Below are 20,940 nucleotides of genomic sequence, written 5' to 3'. Positions count from 1 at the left end.
ATCAGCGGGAGGGCCGGAACACCGCAGACGGCAGGACCCGTGACATTAAAATGTTTCGAAAGAGATCTGATGAGTTCGTGTAACATCTTCTCCATCTTCAGATGATAATCCTCTCCCCATGCATAACGTGAGATCCACCCGCGTCCGGTTTCCTTACATTCAGTTGAGTAGGGAAGTGGACTATTATAATTCTTGGCACAAACAATCACTGATTTTGCTTCAGGCATTACTTTCAGGGGATCGAGTCGTTTCTCGAGTCCGCGTTCAAACCACTCCATCGTCCCATGCATCCCTGCATGAAGCCATGTTTTCAACGCTTGATGTTCCGAAAACTGAGAAGCAGGGGAGATGCCGACAAGATCAAAACCAATTTCAATCGCTTTCTGTTTAATGAAGGATTCCATGATTTATACTTCTAACTCGTTTTTAATGCACTTTTCTCTCAATTAAGTGCACGGCACTTATTCAAGGGTTGATAAAAAAATTCATCCAGTTATGTGCAACCAATGCTCATCGTCGGTCAACAGGCTCCTGATTTCGAAGCCATCAACCAAGATGGGGTGAGCGTCAAGCTTTCTGATTTTCGAGGCCACTGCGTGGTTCTCTACTGCTATCCCAAAGATTTCACCCCTGGTTGCACCAAAGAAGCATGTGACTTTCAACATGCTCTCAAAGACTTACAACAACTTGGCACGGTGGTACTGGGAGTAAACTTACAATCTCCTGAAAAACATAGGCTTTTTGCAAATAAATACAACCTCCATTTCTCTCTCCTCTCAGACCCAGAGGGAGAAATCGTATCATTGTATAGCTCATGGAACCGGTGGCGATATTTTGGAATATGGTTTGGCGCCATTGATCGTTCAACTTTTATTCTGGATGACCAGGGAAAAATCCGAAGAATTTGGAGAAACGTGAATCTCAAAACGCATACTGAAGAAGTCCTTGAATTTCTTCGAACTTTAAAACTTTTACAAAAAAATGTTTCGCCAGAAACGCTTTTTTCTCCTCGTCTTTAAGAGCAACCTTTTTTGACTGTTGCCGATCTTCATTGAAAGAACTTTTTTCATGAGGGGATGTTATGGGAAGACCCAAAGATTTCGCTTGTATACAGCTCGCTCACCACTCCGTTTGTTATGAAATGCCTTCAGAAACAGCAGCCGGATTAACAAAATTGACACAAAAAGTGCTTCAAGAAGACATTGAAAAATTGCGCGATATACTTCCCCATCCGTTGGTACAAAAAAACGAGGCATCACCATCCGACGTCCATATTGTCAGTTATATGGTGGAGAAGAAGTGGCGTGTTGATCTCTTTGATCGAGACAAGAACGGACGCTTTGATGGTTTCCAAATCTTCCATTATGAAGTCAGAAATCCAGTTCGATCTTGGTGGCCTTTTGGCTCTACCACTCCTGAAAAAGAAGGAGATTGGTTAGCTGATTCGCAATTTATTGGAACCACAGAAGATATATTTAAAGACCAACCTACGGTTCATCTTGGCATCGAAGAAAGTATCGATACAGCCATAAAAGAAATGCTGCCAAAACCGTAATTGTTTTTCCCCTCGCATCGCTCCATGAATATGCTAGGGAATGATCCGTGCATTCTTTACAGGAGGTTCTATGAGTTGTGGTTCAGGGTGTGGTTGCCACACCAAAAAAGTTGGCCAAACCCCGCGCGTGGCACCTGACGTTCAAATGCGTCATCTTATCCCTTCCGCGAAAACCGTGATTGCTGTCGGAAGTGGAAAAGGTGGAGTTGGAAAATCATCCGTTGCGGTGAATTTGGCAGTCGCTCTTGCGAAACAAGGAGAGCGAGTTGCGCTTTTCGATGGCGATATTTACGGTCCATCAATTCCAAAAATGCTCGGTACAGCCGGAGCTGAGTTGACACTGACAGATGAAAAACTCAATCCTCTCGAAGCTCACGGTCTGAAAACCCTCTCCATTGGAAACATTGTCCCTCCTAACCAGGCAACGATTTGGCGTGGGCCGATGCTTCATCAAGCGCTCCAACATCTGATGAGCGGCACCAATTGGGGCGAACTCGATTATGTGATTGTCGATCTTCCCCCTGGCACCGGAGATGTGCATTTGACGATGATGCAATCGCTTAAAATAACAGGCGCCATTATTGTCTCTACCCCGCAACAAGTTGCTTTGGCCGATGTGCGCAAATGTGTCGATATGTTTCAAAAAGTTGAAATTCCGATCATGGGCATTGTGGAAAACATGTCCTATTTTGAATGTCATCACGGTGAAAAATATTTTCTCTTTGGAAAAGGTGGCGTAAAAGATTTCTGCGAAGGACTTCATCTTCCGTTTTTAGGACAGATTCCTCTCGTCCCGGAGATTATGGAAGGGTGCGAAAAAGGAATTCCTTACGCACTCCAGGATCAACGTCAACTTTTTGCACCTCTTGCTGAGCATGTCATGGCAACCACAAAATCTGTTCCTCAAAAAAGAGCTTTAGGAGCATCTTGATGGCTCGCATTACAACGGAGATGCGCACAGCTGAACTTCCAGATGGCGCTGAGATCCGCGAAACGTGTCGTGATCTTGGAGTTCCTTTTGGATGCGAATCCGGTTTGTGCGGCACATGTGAAATCGAAGTGATCGAAGGCTATGAAAACTTAGGACCTCTCAATGAACGTGAAGACCAAATGGGCGTTGAAGGCAACATGCGACTTGCCTGTCAGTGCAAAATTAAATCAGGCGAAATAAAAATCAGATTTTAATAGACCTCTTTCGAAACAGATGGAATACGGGTGACGTCGGAGGTCGAATGTCTCTTTTCAATTATTCTAATCACGAAATTTTTTTGATCACTGCACATCATGATGGTCATGATGGAGGATTTATTGCCACCTGGTTTTTCCCTGTCACCCTCATCGCCAGTTGTCCTCGGGTGCTCGGTGTATTTTCCCCTCATAATTTTACCTTTGATCTTCTCTGGAAGAGTAAACGATTTGTCGCGCATCTTCTCTCTCTCGAGCAAGCAGAACTCGTTCCCCTCTTTGGACTGCAATCTGGAAGAAACATCAATAAATTCGAAAAATTGAAAATCACTCGAACCAAAAACAATATTCCACTTCTTCCCAAAACTTGCGGCTGGATGGAGTGTCGCATCGTCGATCAACTGGACAGTGGAGATCGATCAGTGATTTTGGCTGATGCCACAGATCAACACCAAGAAGAGGGACACAGTCCCTTACGCAAAAGCGATCTTGCACAAAAACTTTCTCAAGATGTGCTGGAGGCACTTCATCAGAAACGTATCAATGACGGACTACGTGATACAACCTGTATTAAAAAATACTAAAACTCATTTCAAAATTAATAAAGATTCGGCTGGCGCCGACGTCGGATCCCAGGGGCGCCCCGCGTCAGCGGGGAGGTGGAACGGCGGAGGTGACAGGACCCAAAACTTCGAAAATATTTTGAAAAGAGTTTTAGAGAAAATTGGCGGTGGCACCAAAATACATTTCAGCTTGTGTTCCGCGAACATGGACTGATGCGTCTGTTGCTGTCTTCGTGCCTGAAAGTCCTTGTGCTCCGAGAAAAAGATAGATTTCACCACGATTGGAGCTTTCCTGATCCGACACATACGGTGCTGCAATGAGAAAATCAGCAAAACCATCACTATTTACATCTCCGAGACTCATGGCCGCATGACCAAAAAAACCATTCTCTTCAGTTCCATTCACCCTCAAAGGTCCTTCTGAAGCAAGTTTTATGTCCTTAAAGGTAGGGGTTACCGAAAAAAGAGAGACTGTTCCCGTATTCGACGTTGTTGTTGGATTGGGAGCGCCCACAAGAAACTCGTTGGTTCCATTGTGATCGATGTCTCCAATACCTGCTACCGAAAACCCAAACGCACTAAAAGCTTCTTCACCGACGATCTTCACATGTGCACGCGAAAGAGGAACATCACTCATCAACCCCAAACCACCACGAAAAACATAGGCTGCACCTTTGTTTTCTTCTCCTGCTCTATCTTCAAGAGGAGCTCCAATAACCAAATCATCAATCCCAGAAATATTTTGAAGACTACTCACCGATTGTCCGAATTGGTCATACGCAGCAGCGCCTTTGATCTTTGCAAGCGCGCTGTTCGCAACTCGATCTTGATTTAATTGAACTCCACTAAAAACATACACTTTCCCCATGGATTCGATCGCTCCATCATTCGCAAAAGGGGCGCCGACGACAAGATCAAGCACTGCGTCCGCATTCAAGTAACCACTTGTCATCGAAAAACCAAATGCGTCTCGATCACTTTCACCGGTAAGCGTTGCTAAAAGGGCAACGGTCCCCTTGGCAGCTTCAGCTCCATTATAAATAAAAACTTTCCCGACTCCCTGATCTGTTCCTTCCATCATATAAGGAGCTGCAACAGCGAAATCATCAACGCGATCTCCGTTGATATCACTTAAAGGGACAATCGCAGAACCGAACTGACCATTTGCTGTTATCCCTGGAATTCGAAGAAGCGCTGTTTGATTTCCCGTCGTAAGTCCTTTTCCACTATAGATGAAAACAGCTCCTCGCTGTTGGTTCCCTTCTAGAGCAACATTGGCACCAACGGCGATTTCATCCACTCCATCACCATCCAGATCTCCAAGAAAGGTTGATGCAATGCCAAAGTGTTCTGGCTCATGTTGTCCTGAAACTTCGAGAAGAGGGCTCACGTTTCCTTGCGCAAAACTTTTTCCCGAATGCACCTGCAATAATCCTTTTCTGCGATTTGCAAAGGGAGCTCCCACAAAGAAATCATTCACACCGTCTCCATTAAGATCGCGGTGGCGCACCGTGGTAAAAGAAGTTTTGAGTTCATCCACACCTTTACGCGCTCGAAGAGGAAGAATTTTTTTAAGTTCCAGTGCATACGAAGTCGTTGCGAGAAGTTGTTTCTCAGGAGAGAAAAGACCTTTGGTCTTTTCTGGATTCCATGAAAAAGTTCCACGGATTTTTTCACTCTCCCGAAGCAAAGAAAAAACTCTTTCGACCGACAGAGTGTCAACAGCTTCAGAAAAGGTGATTTCAATATCTACTTTTTGTGTGACCTGAGTGGCAGTGTCGGCTGTGCGCTTCGCTCCATTGTGCATGACAAGTTGAAATGAAGCTGTAATTGGCAGCTCTTCTTTTTTTACTTCTTCATCAGGTTTTGGAGTTTCGTTTCGTGCAAGAGGACGTTGTTCACGAAGCAGTTGCTCATCACCATTGCAAGCATCACAGTTGGCAAGAAAACAGAACAAAAGAATACCTGAAAGGAGACGCAGTCTCTTCATGGGGTAAAAAGGGAAAATCCCAAGTTCTCCTGATTTTGTCCTTGAAAGGTGAATGAAGCTTGAGTGATGTCCACAATACTTCCACTCCTGGCAAGTGCTCCGCTAAAAATATACACTTCGCCATTCCCTCTCCCTGCAAAAGAGGCAGCAACCATAATTTCAGGAATGCCATCGCCCCCATCAATATCAAACATAACACTGATATTTCCCCCTAAACTATCTCTCGCATTCATCCCTGTTATTTGCATCACTCCCATGAGCGTATTGGTATCAATGGCTTGAACCGTTCCACGTTGTCCATTCGCTCCTGGAGAACCGATGAGAAGTTCGTTGGTGCCATTGCGATTCAGATCACCTATGAGAGCAAGGGAATATCCACATACAGAAGGGATATTCCGAACCGAGATAAATGGAGGAAGGCACGTAAGAATAGGAAAACTATTTCCTCCCACAGTGAGATTTGAGGCAACACTCATATCCCTTCCACGAAATCCATAAATTCTTCCCCATTTCGTATCCGCATTTGGAGCGCTCACCGCAATCTCACTCATATTATCTCCATCCACATCTCCCATGGAAACAAATGCCCAACCAAAATTATCTCCAGCAGTCTCTCCTGTAAGAGTAACTTGAGCATTTGCGGTCATGACTTGCCCTTCCAGACGAGAGAGAGGGAAGAGAAAAACTTCGCCAGGCGATCTGGTGATTCCTGGAGCACCAACCATCAATTCCCGAACTCCATCATTATTCGTATCACCAGCAAGTGCGAGAGAAGCGCCCAAAAGAGTCTCTATTTTTCCCGATTCAAGAGTCGCAATCTGCGCAAAATCGCTTCCACTATAAATATAAACTTTTCCTGACTTTGACGTCGGAACGCCATTATTCATTCCGCTAAACTCAGGAGCTCCAACAGCAAAATCAGCCCGTGCATCACCATTGATATCACCAAGAGACATGACCACAGCTCCAAAACGATCGCCCGCTGTTTCTCCTCGTAAAGTGATCAAAGGTCGAAGACTTGTCAGATCAGAACCACCTGCAAAGATAATAACTTGTCCTGATGGAAGAGCTTGGGGAAGACCCTGCACAGTGACAACACCTTCATCGCCAACCGCAAAATCTTCATAGCCGTCATCGTTCAGATCACCGAGCATTGTCACAGAAGTGCCAAAAGTTCCTGCTTGTTCCCCTTCGAGACGCGCAAGACGCGTCATGTTTCCTGAAGAATAGATATCAACTGCTCCCACATCATTTCCACCACGCACCGCAAATGGTGCCGTAATGAGAAACTCGCGCACTCCATCACCGTTGATATCACCAGGAGTATAGGTCGGTCGCTGAACTGTGGTCGTTGTATCATGAGTTGTATTGGTGACATTCGTTCCTGGAACCGTACCAGGAGCTTGAGGAGTCGTTGCCGCCGGAGTTTGCGAATTCGTCGTTGTTGTCGTCGTAATCGTTGGAGGTGTGGTGGTATTGTCAGAAGAAGGCGTCTGATCGCCGGTGACACGAACATCCATGTTTCCCTGAAACTGATAGGGACTTATTTTTTGCTCGTCATGGCATCCGATAACAAAAGACAACATCACGAAAAGAGGAGCCAAAAGAAAATGATATCGTTTCATATTCCACCCTTTCTATTTGAAATACATTTCAACGCAGAGCAAAGTCAGTTCTTTCATCAATATCGACTGTTTCTTCACCTGACTGTTCTTCTTTTTCTGCTGTTCCGTGAGAAAACAACGATACATCCTGCAGAAGAAACGAGAGCATCAGAAAAACAAAAAGCATCACACGATAAAACATACTGCCTCCTTACCTGTAAGAAATAGCAAGGGGCATGCCAAAGCGCTAACATGTATTCTATTGATATTATTTTGTTTTTTACACAGAACAAAAAAATATCGGGGATAACAAACTTTTTTGGGGGGCTACGTCATCATCTTCCAAAAAAGAAGCTTTCGCTTCTCTCCTGATGAAAGTGTATAAAAATGTTCCTTTTTTAAGATCAATTGGTGTTGGATCACTGTCTTTTGAGCTTCTTTTATCTCTTTTTCCGCCAGCGGCCCTTTCATGGCAATAATCACTCCCCCTTCTGCAAGATATGAAGAGGCAATCGGAAGAAAATCGGCAACAGACCATGTGGCACGACTGAGAATAATATCCGCAGTTCCGATACTTTTTTGCACTTCAGGTGATTCCGCTCGGCCTTGAACTGCGTTTATTCCTTGCAGACCAAGGGTGGCAATCGCCGTCGTGAGAAAACTGACTTTTTTCCCCGTCGCTTCCACAAGAACGACATCGAGTTGCGGACAAACAATTTTCAACACGAGTCCTGGAAGACCAGCTCCACTTCCAAGATCGATCACTCGTTTGGCATTTTTCACAAAGGGAACAAGCGATAAACAATCTTCGAAATGTTTTACTCGGATCTCTTTGGGATCAGTGAGTGAAGTTAAATTGATCTTTTGATTCCATTTGAGAAGAAGTTTTAAATATTCATCAAAGATTTTGTTCGTAGACATGATATTGATGGAAGCCGCTGTGAAGTCCCTTGTCAGCACGGACCAACTGGACCGCGCGCACAAGGGGCGAACAGACAGGCTTCCATTTAAAGAAATATTGTTTTTCCTTCGCGCGCAAGGTCACACGTCACTTTCCATTGCTTCGATTTCACATAACGACGAGCATCGGCGAGTAGTTTCTGAAGCGTTCGATCGTCATGTTCAGGATCGTGATGAAAAAGAAAAACTTTTTTCACTCCAGCTTCTGCTGCAAGCTCCAGCGGATAGGTATAGGGGCTGTGTCCCCAACCCTGTTTTTTGGCACGGTACTCTGAAGGAGTATATTGTGCGTCGTGAATGAGAAGATCAGCTCCCTTCATCCACGCAATCATTTTCTTCGTAAAAGTTTTCCCATTCGGTTCATTATCAGAGACATGAACCAGACTTTTTCCATTCGGAAAATAAAATCGCCACCCGAGCGCTCCCCCTGGATGGTGTAACTGAGAAGGAACGACTCGAACGTTGTCGATGAAAAAAGACTTCGTTCCAAGAGAACGGAACTGAAGCTGTGCCGGACTTTCCAGAAGAGGAAGGGGAAAATGCGGCGGACTTGTCACGCGTATCAGGTCAGAGCGAAAGGTCATCCCACGACGAACAGGGCCACCGATGAGAAATTGATTGTTCTTCATATACAGAGGTTTAAAAAAGGGGAGGCCGATAAAATGATCGAGATGCAGATGAGAGAGGAGAATGCTCAATCGAAGGGGAGATTTTTGTTGGCATAAGGAGAGCCCAAGTTCTCTGATTCCTGTTCCCGCATCGCAAATAATGAGGGTCTCTCCAGAACGGATTTCGACACATGCGGAATTCCCTCCCACGCGAGCTGTTTTGGACCCAGGGGTCGCCATCGATCCCCGTACCCCCCAAAATGTGAGCTTCACTCTTTCCATAAGTCTTAAAAAGATAACAAAAACCACAGAACTCGACAATGATTCCCTAAATCTTTATACTAATGTCTCTTATGGAACAAGCACTCGATTTCTTTCACACCTCTATGGCTCATCCTCTTGTCATGATTGGAGCCATTGTCCTTCTTCTTGCGTATCGACATTTTTCCAAACGCACCTACCATCTTCCCGAGTTCCCGATGGGACTCTTTATGCTCTACTTTGCCATTCGTTTTATCTGGCTCCTCGTTAAAGATGCCTCCTGGGTCGGAGCTTGGGATCGTTGGATCCCGGTTGCAGAGATGATCGTCTTGTCATGGGCCATGATCCGGCTCATTTTTGCTCTTTTTGTTGATCATATTCTGAAGCTTTTTGGAAAACAGCCGCTTCCCAAAATCACTCGCGATTTTATTCTTTTGCTCGTCTATGCCGTTGTCGGATTTATTCTGCTGCGCACCAAAGGAGAGGTGAATCTCACCGGACTTCTAACAACATCCGCAGTCCTCACGGCGGTCATTGGGCTTGCTGCCCAAAGTACGCTTACCAATCTCTTTTCTGGACTTACCCTTCAAATGGAACGTCCTTATAATATCGGAGATTGGATTCAGCTTGGAGATACCATCGGACAAGTCGTCGGCATTACCTGGAAATCGACGCGTCTCATCACGCGAGAAGATGAAATGATTTTTATTCCAAATATGACGATTTCTCAATCCATCATCAAAAATTTTTCAAAACCTTCAACGCGACACAATGCTTCACTGTTGATTGGCATCGACTACAATATTGCTCCGAATAAAGTGCGTGAAATGATGTTGGAAGTCGTAAAACAACATCCTCTGGTTCTCCATTTTCCTCCTCCTGAGGTCCGCGTCAAAGAATTTGGAGATTCTGCGGTTCTTTATCAAATTATTTTTGCACACGATCACTATGCGGAAGAACCTCGCATCAAAACAGAAATCAACCATCAGCTCTGGTATGCGTTGAAACGACATCAAATTAAAATTCCATTTCCGATTCGTGACGTGCACCATGCTCATATTGAACGCCGTCGTCAGGAAAAAGAAGCTGTGCATTTTCGGGAAGAGGCCGAAAAAATCCTTTCGAGCATTCCACTTTTTACCGCACTCTCAGATGACGATCGAAAACAAATTGCCGAAACCATTTTTCTGAAAGAATTTGGAGATCACGAAATTATTGTTCGACAAGGAGAAGAGGGTGATTCGCTTTACATCATTCACAATGGAGCTTGCAATGTTTTCCTGGGCAGCAATGGAAAAGAACCGAAGAAAATTGCTACCATGCATGAAGGACATTTTTTTGGAGAGATGAGTTTACTCACCGGAGAACCACGAAGCGCGACGGTTCGTGCACATAGAGATACATCCGTATTTGAAATTAAAAAAGAGGCCTTAAAACATCTCCTCGAAAAAAATCCGACTCTTTCCATGAAACTTGCAGAAGCGCTCGCGGCTCGCAAAATGGAACTCTCCGAAGAGCGTGGCAAAATCACTGCGGACGAAGCAACCAAAGGAAAACTGCTTTCAAAAATTAAAAACTTTTTCGGATTGCATGCCTAAAAACTAACGGTACTTCTCCATCTCGGAGGAGAGGCCCATGCGAAGATAGCTGACAAAAAGAATTTGCTTTACGGCCCCTCCCACATCGCCTGCTTGAGAAAGAGGAACAAGGATTTCCGTGGTGTGATGATAGAGGCCATATTTATAATACACTTGGCCGAGCATAAGTGTTTCCGCTTTTGGCGAGAACTCTAACGTTTTTATCGTTTCGATATCTTTCTGAAGAGATGCTTCTCCTTTTTTCCCCAAAATCGTAAACGGATAATGGCTCCCTTTCACAATCATGATCCCCTTTTGTTTGTAGCCCAAATGCCAACTATACGTTTCACCACTTTTCAGTTTGAGTTGTGAAAGAGGAACCACAAGTTGTTTTGCACCTTTTGGAACTGAAAAAATTCCCATCTGTTTTTTTTCAGCATTCTTCACCACTAAGACGGGATTTGTCCAATCGATCTTCGTCGTATCGCTCCACATAAAAACAAGATCCTGTTTGGGCATGAGAATCGTCGTGTGAATGGGATAGAGTCCTTCAATGCCGAAAGAACTCGAACCTAAAATAATTTTTGGTTTTCCTGTTGCTGGCGGTCCCATTTTGACCATGCCGTGTACTGTTGGGCCTTCGCCCGATTGAGACGCTTCGTTGAGCGCAAGTTGTATGCCTTCAATCACCGTTGTTTGAGCTCCGCTCTTTTCCAATTTTCCAACAATCAAAGATTCGTTTGCAACCAGCGTTCTGATCGTTCCATCGAGAAACATCACCTGAGCTTTTGCACCTTTTTTTGTTTTAATTGATGACCCATCTGGAAGTTCAAGACCAACTTTTGGCTCAACTGCTTTGTCTCCAATCTTGACTTCAACTGCTCCTTTAGCGTCGACAAGGACTGCTGATGCAAACGCAGCGCTCCTGAAAAAAATGAAACTCAAAAATAAGGGAATCAAAATTATTCGTTTCATAAGACTCCTTCCGAGAAAGTTTGTCCGCAGCAGCCGTTGGACAATTATTTTGACATCAAATCAGTGACTAAATCCCATGCTGGTTCAGCTATGGCACGATCAATTCTTTTTTTCAAATCGAGCGAAGGACCATCGTCTGGAAACTTTTGTAAGACTGATGCAATCAAGGTTTCAGCTTGTGTGAGATATCTCTTTTCAAAAGAGTTAAAGGCATCCACATAAGAACGCATCGCTGTCCCAAACTTCTCCGCCACATCTCGCATTCCCATCGCTTCATAGAGAAGAATCGGTTTTGTTTTTCCCTTCACTCTCACGCGATCGACAGGACGTCTGATAATTTCAGAAGAGAGAGCTCGCTCTGTTGTTTCTGAAAACATCACCCGTGTTCCGTAAAATTTATTGGTCCCTTCAAGTCGACTTGCGAGATTAATCGTGTCGCCAATCGCTGTATAATCAAACCTGCTTTCAGATCCCATATTGCCAACCACTGCTGGACCCGTATTGAGTCCAATGCGTGTCACAATGTCGCGACCTGTTTTTTCTTTCCACTCGTTGGTCATTGCTTTCGAAGCAGTTTGAATTTCAAGCGCAGCACGCACGGCTTTATTCTCATGAGCTTCGATATCGAGTGGAGCATTGAAGAAAGCAATAATGGCGTCCCCTTCATATTTATCAATCGTGGCGCCGTAGCGAAATAAAATTTCATTCATGCGACTCAAATACTCATTCAAAAATTTTACGAGTGTTGTGGGATCGAGTTTTTCGGAGATGGTCGTAAACGAAGCAATGTCTGAAAAGAAACTCGTCACATAACGCTCTTCTCCTCCAAGCTTTACGAGATCGGGGTTACTCATCATCTGATCAACAACTTGCGGCGGAACATAATGTGAAAAAACTCCTCTAATCCATCTTTTCTGTTTTCCTTCGGTCATGGCTCGAAAGCTCATACCGAGACCGAGACTTGTGACCGAACAGAGAAGAGGAGAGATGACCGGCAAGAGAATGCCACGAGATCGAAATGCAATGATGACCAGAAAAATATAACTACCAACGAGCAAGAGACCTGTGAATGCGGTCTTCCAGAGTTGAAAAGAGAGAGAAGCATACAAAAGCAGAAAAGCAAGAAGAGCTAAGAAAATATAAATATGAACAGGCGCAGCCTCATAATAAAATTGTTTGGTGAGAAGACTCGATAACACATTGGCATGATACTCAACTCCATTCATCCGTTGATAACCGGTATGCTTTGCATAATAGGGCGTCAGAAACGCGTCTTTCAAATCATCGTAGCCAGCGCCGATCAAAATAATTTTGTCCTTCAGCCATGCTGCAGGGACAAGACCCATGGCCACAAGCTTTGCCGAATAGACTTTGAACACATTTTTCGCATCTCCCGGGGTTGAAGGTGGACCTGCAAACCGGACTTTCGTCCTTTTCTGGTCACTCAACGGTGTCCATTGCAGAGGGCCGAATTTTGGAAAGAGTGAGAGATCACTCACCATCTCAAGAGCATCGTTACCGGTCGCCACTTCATACAACTTCGCCGCAAAGGAGCTACGCTCCCCTCCTTGGGTGTGAAAAGAAAATTGGGCTTCGCGAAGGATTGCATCGAAAGGATTAAACGGCAGATCAGCGAGGCCCACCCCTTTCACCACATTTTCAAAAAGGGGAAGAAGCGTGTCGACCTCTCCATTTTCACGTCGCGGCACCACGACATAGGCGTTTGTCTCTGATAAACTTTTCGCGAGCGCTCGATCAGCATCTTCAAATGACGGATCTTTAAAAAAAATATCGTAGCCAATAACTTTTGGCTGCGCCTTTGTAATTTGCTCTGTCAGTTGTGCTAAAAAATCGCGCGGGATGGGTGAACGATAGGCAAGCGATTGCATGGTCGCTTCATCAAGCCAGACCATCACGATGTCATCGCTTGCTTTGGTAGGAGGAGCAAAAAAAAGTTGTCGAAGATCAAACGTTGAAGCTTCAAGATTTTGCGCCCAAGTGTAATGCGAAAGAACGCGGACGATGAGAAGCGTCAAAAGCGTCAGCAAAAAAGCCCGAACAAAATTATTTTTCATCATCAAAGCAGCCGATCGATCGTGCTATGACGAGACGCTGAATTTCACTTGTCCCTTCGCCGATCTCCAATAATTTTTGATCGCGATAAAAGCGAGCAATTGGATATTCTTCCATGAGTCCATATCCACCATGAAGTTGCACCGCACGATTGACGACTCGATTCATCACTTCCGAACAATAAAGTTTTGCCATGGCTGCTTCTTTTTTAAATGGTTTTCCATTATCTTTCAACCAACAGGCTCGATAAAGAAGTGTTCGCGCAGCTTCAATCTCCATCGCACAATCCGCAAGCTTAAACGCATTGACTTGAAATGAGGCGATCGTCTTTCCAAATTGCTTTCTCTCTCGAGCATATTTGAGTCCAAGTTCATACGCTCCTTGTGCTCCCCCAAGACCCATCGCGGCAATGCCTAATCGCCCACTATCAAGAGTTGCAAGCATTTGTCGAAATCCATCGCCCCGTTTTCCCAAAATGTTTTCTTCAGAAACAACCACATTATCAAAGAAAAGTTCGCCGGTATTGGATGAACGCCAGACAAGTTTGTGATGCATCTCTTTTGCGCTAAATCCCTTCGTACCACGTTCAACAATGATACAGGAGAGTTCATTTTTTTCTTCTGATGATTTTCCCGTCACCGCCTGGACAGTAACACCAGCCGTAATCTCACTTGCAGCGTTCGTGATAAAAATTTTAGATCCATTGATGCGCCACGATCCTTTTTCAAGAACCGCTGTGGTTTCGGTGCCACCGGCATCAGAACCAGCATTCGGTTCTGTCAACCCAAAGCCCCACAGTTTTTTTCCGGTCATAAGATCAGGAAGATATTTTTTCTTCTGCTCTTCAGTACCAAAGTTGACAATAGGACCAATGCCGAGCGAATTTTCCGCTGCCACCGTCGCTGCTGTCGAAGCATCAACACGAGCAAGTTCTTCAACTGCAATGATGTAGGAAAGGGCGTCAGCCCCTTGGCCGCCGTATTTGGGATCGACCGTCATTCCGAAAAGACCCATCTCACCAAGTTTATGAACAAGCTCGACAGAAAAAGTTTCCGTGCGATCGAGTTCGGGAATGTGAGGAGCAATTTCATTCTCTGCAAATTCACGAATGGTTTTGCGAAGCAGTTTCTGTTCCTCAGTTAAGTCATAGCTCATCAGAGAACTCCGTTAGTAAATTAACTTTTCTGGATCCCCGCCTGCGCGAGGATGACAATATACTTGATTCAAATATCTTCCTTGAGCATAAAGAAATGTATGAATCATCATATTTTCATGCAGTTGGCGATTGAAAAAGCTCTTGAAGGAATCAAAAAGGGACAGACTCCCTTTGGAACCTGTATTGTCAAAGAAGGAAAACCGATCAGCATTGCTCACAATCATGTCTGGGCACATACAGATATTACCGCTCATGCTGAAATTGAAGCCCTTCGTCTGGCATGTCAAAATCTTAAGACCATTGATCTTACGGGATGCTCGCTCTATTCGACGTGCGAACCTTGTCCTATGTGTTTTTGCGCTATTCACTGGGCAAACATCAAAGAAATTTATTTTGGAGCAAAACTCGAAAAAGCAAAAGAGGTCGGGTTTCATGAATTGCCTATTTCAAATGCAGAAATGAAGCGACAAGGAAAGAGTTCCATGAACATCACCGGAAACGTGATGACTGAAGCGTGCAATCAACTTTTTGAAACGTGGCTCCAGAGGCCAGATAAAAAAATCTATTAAACACCCATCGCTTGAATCATCAGTTGTCGACGGCGAGGACCATCAAAATCAATAAAACAGAGACGCTGCCATTGGCCATAGACCGGTTTGCCATCGCGAATAATGAGTGTTTGCGTCGGAGAACCGAAAAGAAATGATTTCAAATGAGCATCCGCATTTCGATCACATTTCGTGTCACTTTCGCATAAATTCTTCGTACGAAGTGAGCTGTTATGAAGATATCGCTCGTTTTTAGGAAAAAACCTTCGAACCGCTTGATTAATATCTCCCAAAAGACACGGTTCATCGAGCTCATTGATGCCAAGAAGGCAGGTCGTATGAAGCGCTTGAATGGTGAGCGTTCCGTTCTGAATCCCGCTCTCAAGCACCCAACTGTACGATTCGTCCGTAAAATCTTGAATATAGAAAAAATCCTGAGGTTCAAGGTGAGTCTCAAGCTTTGGTTCGAGAAGAGCTAAATTATTCTGATCTGTCAGAATTTCGATCGTTTTAAAAAAAGTCTTGACGCCAAGCGGTGATTCAAAGACCTCAGTCGCCAAATCGCGCTGCGTACTGGTTGTGGAAAGTGTCATCAGTCTATCCTAAATATCGGCAAAAACTAACACGCACATCTATGGAATCTCACAACTTCTGTCAAGATTTCAAGAGAACAGTTACATAAAGCGCCGCGCGAGGCTAAAGTTTTCGCAGGGCATCTCGAAGCGATTTTCACAAACGGGTTAGATCGTAAAATCGCTGAGAGCTAAGCGAACATCGTGGGTCGACCCACGATGGAGCGGCCCGAGAAAATTTAGCCGAAGCAGGCGCTCTATTCGCTCGCGCGGGGTGAACCCGACGCTCGCTAACGTCAGGGGGGAGATCCTGCTCTCCCCCTGACAACCCCCATCTGAACTCCACCCCGCGCGCAGAGGACCATGCCCTTGGGCATGGGTGAATGCGGCTGTTGCGCGCGAAGCGCGTGATGTTCAAGTGCCACGCGCTTGCGCGTGGGTATCTACTCAGGTCTTAGGTCATGCTCAAAAATTATACGACGTCGAAAAGATTCCCTCGGCCTAGGAGAAAATGGGAGTCGTACTCTTGTTTCCATTTTTTCATCTGAGAAATCATTGCAGAAGAATGTTGAATGCAGAGTAAATCGCGGTGAATTTTCCCAATTCCGTGTTCTCCAGCCACTCCACCCCCAAAAAAGACCGCTTTTTCACAACATTTTCGCAAAATCTGCATCCCTTTTTGATATTCTTCGCGATTTTTCGTTACGATATTCGTATGCGGATGACCGCTCCCCATATGCGCGTACGCCATCCCTCGAAGTCCGGCTTTTGCAACTTCAGTATAGAAAAAATCGGTAATTTCCATCAAGTGCTTGACCGGAACCCACCAATCGCTCCCAATTTTTCCGCCCCCTTGACTCCAATATTTTCTCGCTTCTTCATTCACCGTTTTCGGAATATGATGCCGAAATGCTTGCAGCATTTTTCTTTTTTTCTCTGTGGTTGCCACGAACGCTATTTCAGCATTCTCGCCCTGTTTTTCTATCCACTCGCACCACCATGATAGGAGCTGCGCTCTTTCCCTTTCATCTCGCCACTCTTGTTTGAGATAAATGAGCGCTCGTGCTTCCCTCAATGCAGTGGGAAAATCCGGATGCGTTTTCATCGTGCGACATGCTTCGTCATCGACAAACTCTAACGCCCTGAGGGACTGCGTCCTTTTCTGGGTAAGATCGATGAGAGCGTGAAGACCTTTGCGTTGATCGGAGAAGGGGAGAAGCATCGCAAAAAAAGAGGGAGAGCGGGGAAGAAGATCGAGCGTCACTTCAGTGATAAGTCCAAGCGTCCCTTCTGATCCGATAAAAAGATCAAGGGGCTGCGCCCCCTGCAACATGTAACCAGCCCGATTGCGTTCTTGTGAAGGAATATGATCACGCGGTCGTTCGATCACCCGTTCACTTCCATCTGCAAGTAATACTTTGAGTCGTCGTACGTACGTACGACAGGGACCATATTTATAGGAATCCTCGCCAGAGGCATTGGTCGCGACATTAGCTGCAATGCGACAACTCTCACGCGATGTCGGTGCCACCGGATAAAAATAACCGGCCTCTTCGACAAGACGCTGCACATCGGCCGTGATGGTTCCACCACGAAAAGTAGCCGTTGTACCACGTGTATCCTGATCCAGGCTGATAAGCCCTTCGAGACGTTCTGTGGAGAGAAGCAAACCTTCTTCAGCCACAGAAGCTCCTGTCATCGATGTTTGCGAGCCACAGATCGTCACCGGAATACGATGTTCAAAACAAAATTGAAGCACCTCTTTCACCTCTCGTTCATCTCGCGCGCGAACCACAGCATCGGGATCTCCACGATGCATCGTATCTTCACGATACGATTCAATCCGCGGATCGTTTTTAGGGATGATGTCATGCGACGTTGCTAAAGCTAATAATATTTCCTGATATTTTTTCATAACTCTGATTTTAGGATGATGTCATCCTGAACAAAGTGAAGGATCTCATGTAATCACTCGAGATTCTTCGCTGCGCTCAGAATGACAATTTTTATCTCCATTGCACTCAGCTACATTACCTCATATTATTCCGTTATGCTTCACCGTTTTATTATTTTCGGTTTCTTAGGCATGCTCGCTGAAATTATTTTCGGTGCCCTCAAAGAAATCTTGCGACATCGCGACTTTCAACTCATCGGTCAAACCTCGCTCTGGGTCTTTCCGCTCTACGGTCTCATTGCGTTTCTCTTCCCGCTTCTCGCTCATCGCGTTGGAGAGTTTCCGTGGTGGGGACGCGGACTCATTTATATGATGGCGTTCTCTCTTGTCCAGTATGTGAGTGGGTGGGTTCTTGACCGCTTTGGGCTCTGTCCCTGGCATTTTGCTTCAAAATATTCGATCAATGGTCTTGTTTCGTTCCTTCAACTTCCTCTCTGGTTTGGCGCTGGGTTGCTGGTGGAATGGAGCTATCCGTACATTATGGCGATGAGTCAACAGTAAAAAAAATCGAACTGGTGAAGATTTTCTCGCAGGGGGCGTTTGACTGAGGCGCGTCAATGCAATGTAAAAGATCGCGCCGACGGAAAAAGAGGACGCGAGGAGCGTAACCGCAGCGTCTGTACCCCGAGAGAAAATGCGATGACAGTTTGGTTTGTTTGGAAATTTTAAATGATACCTTTCAGTTCTCTTTCGCGTATTCCCAACAAATACAGCAACGAATCGAGCCCGGCATGGTGACCGATTGAAGTATGCGCAGCTTTGCGCACGATATCTTTGGCATGAAATGCTACTCCCATCCCCGCGCGAGCGAGCATCGGAAGATCATTGGCTCCATCGCCAATGGCAATCACTTGATCAAGGCTGATTCCTTCTCTTTTTGCAATCTCTTCAAGTATCGCAGCTTTCGCTGCCCCATCAATAATGCGACCTCGAAGTTTTCCAGTGAGCTTTCCGTTTTTTACTTCGAGAACGTTCGCAAAGACGTAGTCAAGCGAAAGCTTGTTTTTGAGATGATCTGTAAAAGGGGTGAACCCTCCTGAGATGACGCCAATCCGATAGCCTAAACGTTGTAAGACTTTGATCAGACGATCCGCTCCGCGAGAGAGTTTCATCTTTTTTACTGCTGCTTCAACTTCCGTCATCTCTAAACCTTTCAGCAGTTCCACACGAGAGAACAGACTTTTTCGAAAATCGATTTTCCCCTCCATAGCTTTTTTCGTAATGGCCTCAACTTTTTTGAACACTCCCGTGCGCCGTGCGAGTTCATCAATGGCTTCACTCTCCACAAGAGTCGAATCCATATCCATCACGACCAAACGTTTCGCGCGACGAGAGAGATCAGCAGGTTGAAGTGCAATGTCGATCTCAATTTCAGAGGCGAGCGCAAGAAGATCGCGAGAGAGGGTGGCATGCTTCAGCTTTTTTGGAACTTCGACTAAGAGCTCCACACACGACAGCGAATGTTGAGACATCTTTCCAATTTTTGAAATATTGACCTGATGTTTTGCAAGGGTCGCTGCAACACGCGAAAGAGGGAGGGCACCGACCTCTTGTCCAAGACAGGTGATCGCATATTGATGTCTTTCGGAGTCATCAAAATCTTTCTGATCAAACGCCTCGACATCGACATGAACACCCAGTTCGCGGCCAGCAAACAAAAGTTCTTTGAGAAGAGAGGTCTTTTCATCACGATCGTGCGTAAACTGAAGCAGAAAAGAGAGGAGTAACTTTTTATGAACAACCGTCTGTTCGATATCGATAATCTTTGCACCTTGCGATGCTGCAATCGTTTTGGTGAGCGCAGCCGTAATACCAGGTGTGTCGCCACCGCGAACAGTAACGAGGACAATGTCATTTTTGGATTGGGTCATTTTTTCGCAAACCGTTCACCCTGAGCCTGTCGAAGGGTAATTCATGCTTCGACGAGCTCAGCATGAGCGGATTATGTTTTCAGAATAGATCGCATCCCAAAAAACTTCAGGACACGATCAGCAGTTGTTCGTGCATGTTCAATGGTTCCCGGAACTGAGACATGCGAAAAATAGTTTCCGGTTAAAAAAAGTCCTGGAACTCTTGACGCTTCACTCACGATATCGTCAATTCGCTTTTGATGTCCAAGCACATATTGCGGAAGCGCCTGTTCGCGACGACGAATCGAAACAAATGTCGGGACATTCATCACCCCAACCGTTTTCTCCAGGCCATCTGAAATATGCGAAAGAATTTCGTGATCTTCTAATTCAATAGCTGTGGAATCTAACGCGCCACCAATGAAATTCGTAAAAAGGACTTCATCAGAAGCCGCTCGACCGGAAAAAAGAGTGGACGACCAAATCGATCCTAACATGCGCACCCTTTCACACCGAGGAATGAGACATCCAAAACCATCCAATTTATGTGGAACTTGATCGCGTTTAAAAGCGGTCGTTACCACGACAAGGGAAACATAGGGAATACCGACAAGCGGAGAGGTCATGCCTGGAGCCACCGATGCCACGAGCCTTGCAGTCACCCACGCAGGAGTTGCAAGGACAACCGCATCGGCTTCGAACGTGCGACGCGGCGCTTCTAGCCGAATAGAAAGAGAACCTTGAGGTAAACGTTCAACGGAATCTACCGTTGTCTGCAATTGTAATTCACGTCGAAGGACCTCTTCGAGACGCGCGGGTATCGTTCCCATACCCCATCGAAAGGAACTGAGAGTTTTCGCTCTTTTCTGGGTGTTTTTTCTGGTTTTGATCATTCCTTTCAGCACTGAACCATATTCTTCTTCGAGCTCCATGGTATGGGGAAAAACACTTCGCATCGAGAGTTGTTCCGGATCTCCCGCATAAATACCTGAAACCAGAGGATCGAGAAGTCTCTCGAGAACTTCATTTCCCGCACGACGACGCACAAAAGAGGCAATCGATTCTTCCTCTTCAGTGCAAGGAGAAATCCAAGGTTCTGCTAAAAGCCTAAGTTTTCCGGTAAAACTTAAAGCCCTTGTCGTCAAAAAACTTTGAAGTCCCAAAGGGAGAGCAACGAGCTTGCCATGACGAAGCACATACCTTTTCTGACAAGATGCCGGACTTGAAACAAGTTGGGTATCCACAGAAAGTTCACGAGCGAGTTTAATGAGCGTCTCTTCGTTTGAAGGAAAAGCGATAGGTCCATGTTCAACGAGATATCGTTCTTTTTCGAGTGTGGTACGAATGAGTCCCCCAACCGCTTTCCCACGCTCAAAAATTTTAACATCGACTCCATGTTTTCGAAGATAATAGGCAGTGGCAAGACCAGCAATCCCAGCTCCCACAACAATCACACGCCGTTTGGATGGAGCTTCATTCATTTCGACTTTGGTTTCATGCATCATGGTG

General features: G+C 45.4%; 20 protein-coding genes. 9 read left to right on the top strand and 11 right to left on the bottom strand.

The genetic code is table 11. The annotated features are described in order from the left end of the window. Positions 1–175: 175 nt before the first annotated feature. From A3C46_01255 to A3C46_01230, 6 genes are all read left to right on the top strand, one after another. Positions 176–391 (top strand): hypothetical protein, encoded by a 216-nt coding sequence (locus A3C46_01255; protein ID OGQ21878.1) that lies wholly within the window; start codon positions 176–178, stop codon positions 389–391. 115 nt (positions 392–506) lie between these two features. Then, a complete protein-coding gene (locus A3C46_01250; GenBank protein ID OGQ21877.1) occupies positions 507–1,019 on the top strand; it encodes a hypothetical protein in 513 nt (170 codons plus the stop codon). A gap of 62 nt (positions 1,020–1,081) precedes the next feature. Further along, positions 1,082–1,555 carry a hypothetical protein gene (locus tag A3C46_01245; GenBank protein OGQ21876.1) on the top strand — a complete coding sequence of 158 codons (474 nt, stop codon included), beginning with the start codon at positions 1,082–1,084 and terminating at the stop codon, positions 1,553–1,555. Between the two features lie 70 nt (positions 1,556–1,625). Beyond that, positions 1,626–2,486 carry a hypothetical protein gene (locus tag A3C46_01240; GenBank protein OGQ21875.1) on the top strand — a complete coding sequence of 287 codons (861 nt, stop codon included), beginning with the start codon at positions 1,626–1,628 and terminating at the stop codon, positions 2,484–2,486. Then, positions 2,486–2,740, top strand: coding sequence for a hypothetical protein (locus A3C46_01235; protein ID OGQ21874.1), 255 nt, complete (start codon positions 2,486–2,488; stop codon positions 2,738–2,740). Before A3C46_01240 ends, A3C46_01235 begins: the two co-directional genes overlap by 1 nt. Positions 2,741–2,787: 47 nt before the next feature. After that, the gene (locus tag A3C46_01230; GenBank protein OGQ21873.1) at positions 2,788–3,324 is read left to right on the top strand and encodes a hypothetical protein; all 537 of its coding nucleotides are present in this window, start codon (positions 2,788–2,790) and stop codon (positions 3,322–3,324) included. Between the two features lie 130 nt (positions 3,325–3,454). Here the strand turns inward: A3C46_01230 and A3C46_01225 are convergent, their stop codons facing one another. The 4 genes from A3C46_01225 to A3C46_01210 all read right to left on the bottom strand — a co-directional run bounded on the left by A3C46_01225 (position 3,455) and on the right by A3C46_01210 (position 8,705). After that, on the bottom strand, positions 3,455–5,293 hold the full coding sequence (locus tag A3C46_01225) for a hypothetical protein (protein OGQ21872.1): 1,839 nt from the start codon (positions 5,291–5,293) through the stop codon (positions 3,455–3,457). Then, positions 5,290–6,918, bottom strand: a complete 1,629-nt coding sequence (locus A3C46_01220) for a hypothetical protein (GenBank protein ID OGQ21871.1) — start codon at positions 6,916–6,918, stop codon at positions 5,290–5,292. Before A3C46_01220 ends, A3C46_01225 begins: the two co-directional genes overlap by 4 nt. A gap of 306 nt (positions 6,919–7,224) precedes the next feature. After that, the gene (locus A3C46_01215; protein OGQ21870.1) at positions 7,225–7,818 is read right to left on the bottom strand and encodes a 16S rRNA (guanine(527)-N(7))-methyltransferase RsmG; all 594 of its coding nucleotides are present in this window, start codon (positions 7,816–7,818) and stop codon (positions 7,225–7,227) included. Between the two features lie 86 nt (positions 7,819–7,904). Next, positions 7,905–8,705 (bottom strand): hypothetical protein, encoded by an 801-nt coding sequence (locus tag A3C46_01210; GenBank protein ID OGQ21869.1) that lies wholly within the window; start codon positions 8,703–8,705, stop codon positions 7,905–7,907. Between the two features lie 104 nt (positions 8,706–8,809). Between A3C46_01210 and A3C46_01205 the strand changes: the two genes are divergently transcribed. Continuing rightward, on the top strand, positions 8,810–10,324 hold the full coding sequence (locus A3C46_01205; GenBank protein ID OGQ21868.1) for a hypothetical protein: 1,515 nt from the start codon (positions 8,810–8,812) through the stop codon (positions 10,322–10,324). Between the two features lie 3 nt (positions 10,325–10,327). Here the strand turns inward: A3C46_01205 and A3C46_01200 are convergent, their stop codons facing one another. Genes A3C46_01200 through A3C46_01190 form a run of 3 tightly spaced genes read right to left on the bottom strand, consistent with a single transcriptional unit; the run spans position 10,328 to position 14,506 of the window. Beyond that, positions 10,328–11,278 (bottom strand): hypothetical protein, encoded by a 951-nt coding sequence (locus A3C46_01200; protein OGQ21867.1) that lies wholly within the window; start codon positions 11,276–11,278, stop codon positions 10,328–10,330. A gap of 44 nt (positions 11,279–11,322) precedes the next feature. Further along, positions 11,323–13,356: a hypothetical protein gene (locus tag A3C46_01195; protein OGQ21866.1), complete on the bottom strand. Its 2,034-nt coding sequence runs from the start codon at positions 13,354–13,356 to the stop codon at positions 11,323–11,325. Then, positions 13,343–14,506, bottom strand: coding sequence for an acyl-CoA dehydrogenase (locus A3C46_01190; protein ID OGQ21865.1), 1,164 nt, complete (start codon positions 14,504–14,506; stop codon positions 13,343–13,345). The genes A3C46_01195 and A3C46_01190 overlap by 14 nt, the downstream gene beginning before the upstream one ends. Before the next feature lie 99 nt (positions 14,507–14,605). On the opposite strand from A3C46_01190, the gene A3C46_01185 reads away from it, so the two are divergent. Continuing rightward, positions 14,606–15,076 carry a tRNA-specific adenosine deaminase gene (locus A3C46_01185; protein OGQ21864.1) on the top strand — a complete coding sequence of 157 codons (471 nt, stop codon included), beginning with the start codon at positions 14,606–14,608 and terminating at the stop codon, positions 15,074–15,076. Here A3C46_01185 and A3C46_01180 read toward each other — a convergent pair. Then, a complete protein-coding gene (locus A3C46_01180) occupies positions 15,073–15,648 on the bottom strand; it encodes a hypothetical protein (GenBank protein ID OGQ21863.1) in 576 nt (191 codons plus the stop codon). The genes A3C46_01185 and A3C46_01180 overlap by 4 nt on opposite strands. Before the next feature lie 451 nt (positions 15,649–16,099). Continuing rightward, a complete protein-coding gene (locus tag A3C46_01175) occupies positions 16,100–17,542 on the bottom strand; it encodes a hypothetical protein (protein OGQ21862.1) in 1,443 nt (480 codons plus the stop codon). A gap of 135 nt (positions 17,543–17,677) precedes the next feature. Here A3C46_01175 and A3C46_01170 point away from each other — a divergent pair, with 135 nt between their 5' ends. Further along, positions 17,678–18,082: a hypothetical protein gene (locus A3C46_01170; GenBank protein ID OGQ21917.1), complete on the top strand. Its 405-nt coding sequence runs from the start codon at positions 17,678–17,680 to the stop codon at positions 18,080–18,082. A gap of 164 nt (positions 18,083–18,246) precedes the next feature. Here the strand turns inward: A3C46_01170 and A3C46_01165 are convergent, their stop codons facing one another. Beyond that, positions 18,247–19,452 carry a phosphoserine phosphatase SerB gene (locus A3C46_01165; protein OGQ21861.1) on the bottom strand — a complete coding sequence of 402 codons (1,206 nt, stop codon included), beginning with the start codon at positions 19,450–19,452 and terminating at the stop codon, positions 18,247–18,249. Positions 19,453–19,523: 71 nt separating this feature from the next. Continuing rightward, entirely contained in the window at positions 19,524–20,936 is a 1,413-nt protein-coding gene (locus tag A3C46_01160; protein ID OGQ21860.1) for a protoporphyrinogen oxidase, read from the bottom strand. Positions 20,937–20,940 lie beyond the last annotated feature (4 nt).

The sequence above is a fragment of the Deltaproteobacteria bacterium RIFCSPHIGHO2_02_FULL_44_16 genome (genome assembly GCA_001798185.1).
Classification (GTDB): domain Bacteria; phylum UBA10199; class UBA10199; order 2-02-FULL-44-16; family 2-02-FULL-44-16; genus 2-02-FULL-44-16.
The sequence above is the reverse complement of the archived record's forward strand: the minus strand, read 5'-3'. Positions and strand labels throughout refer to the sequence as shown.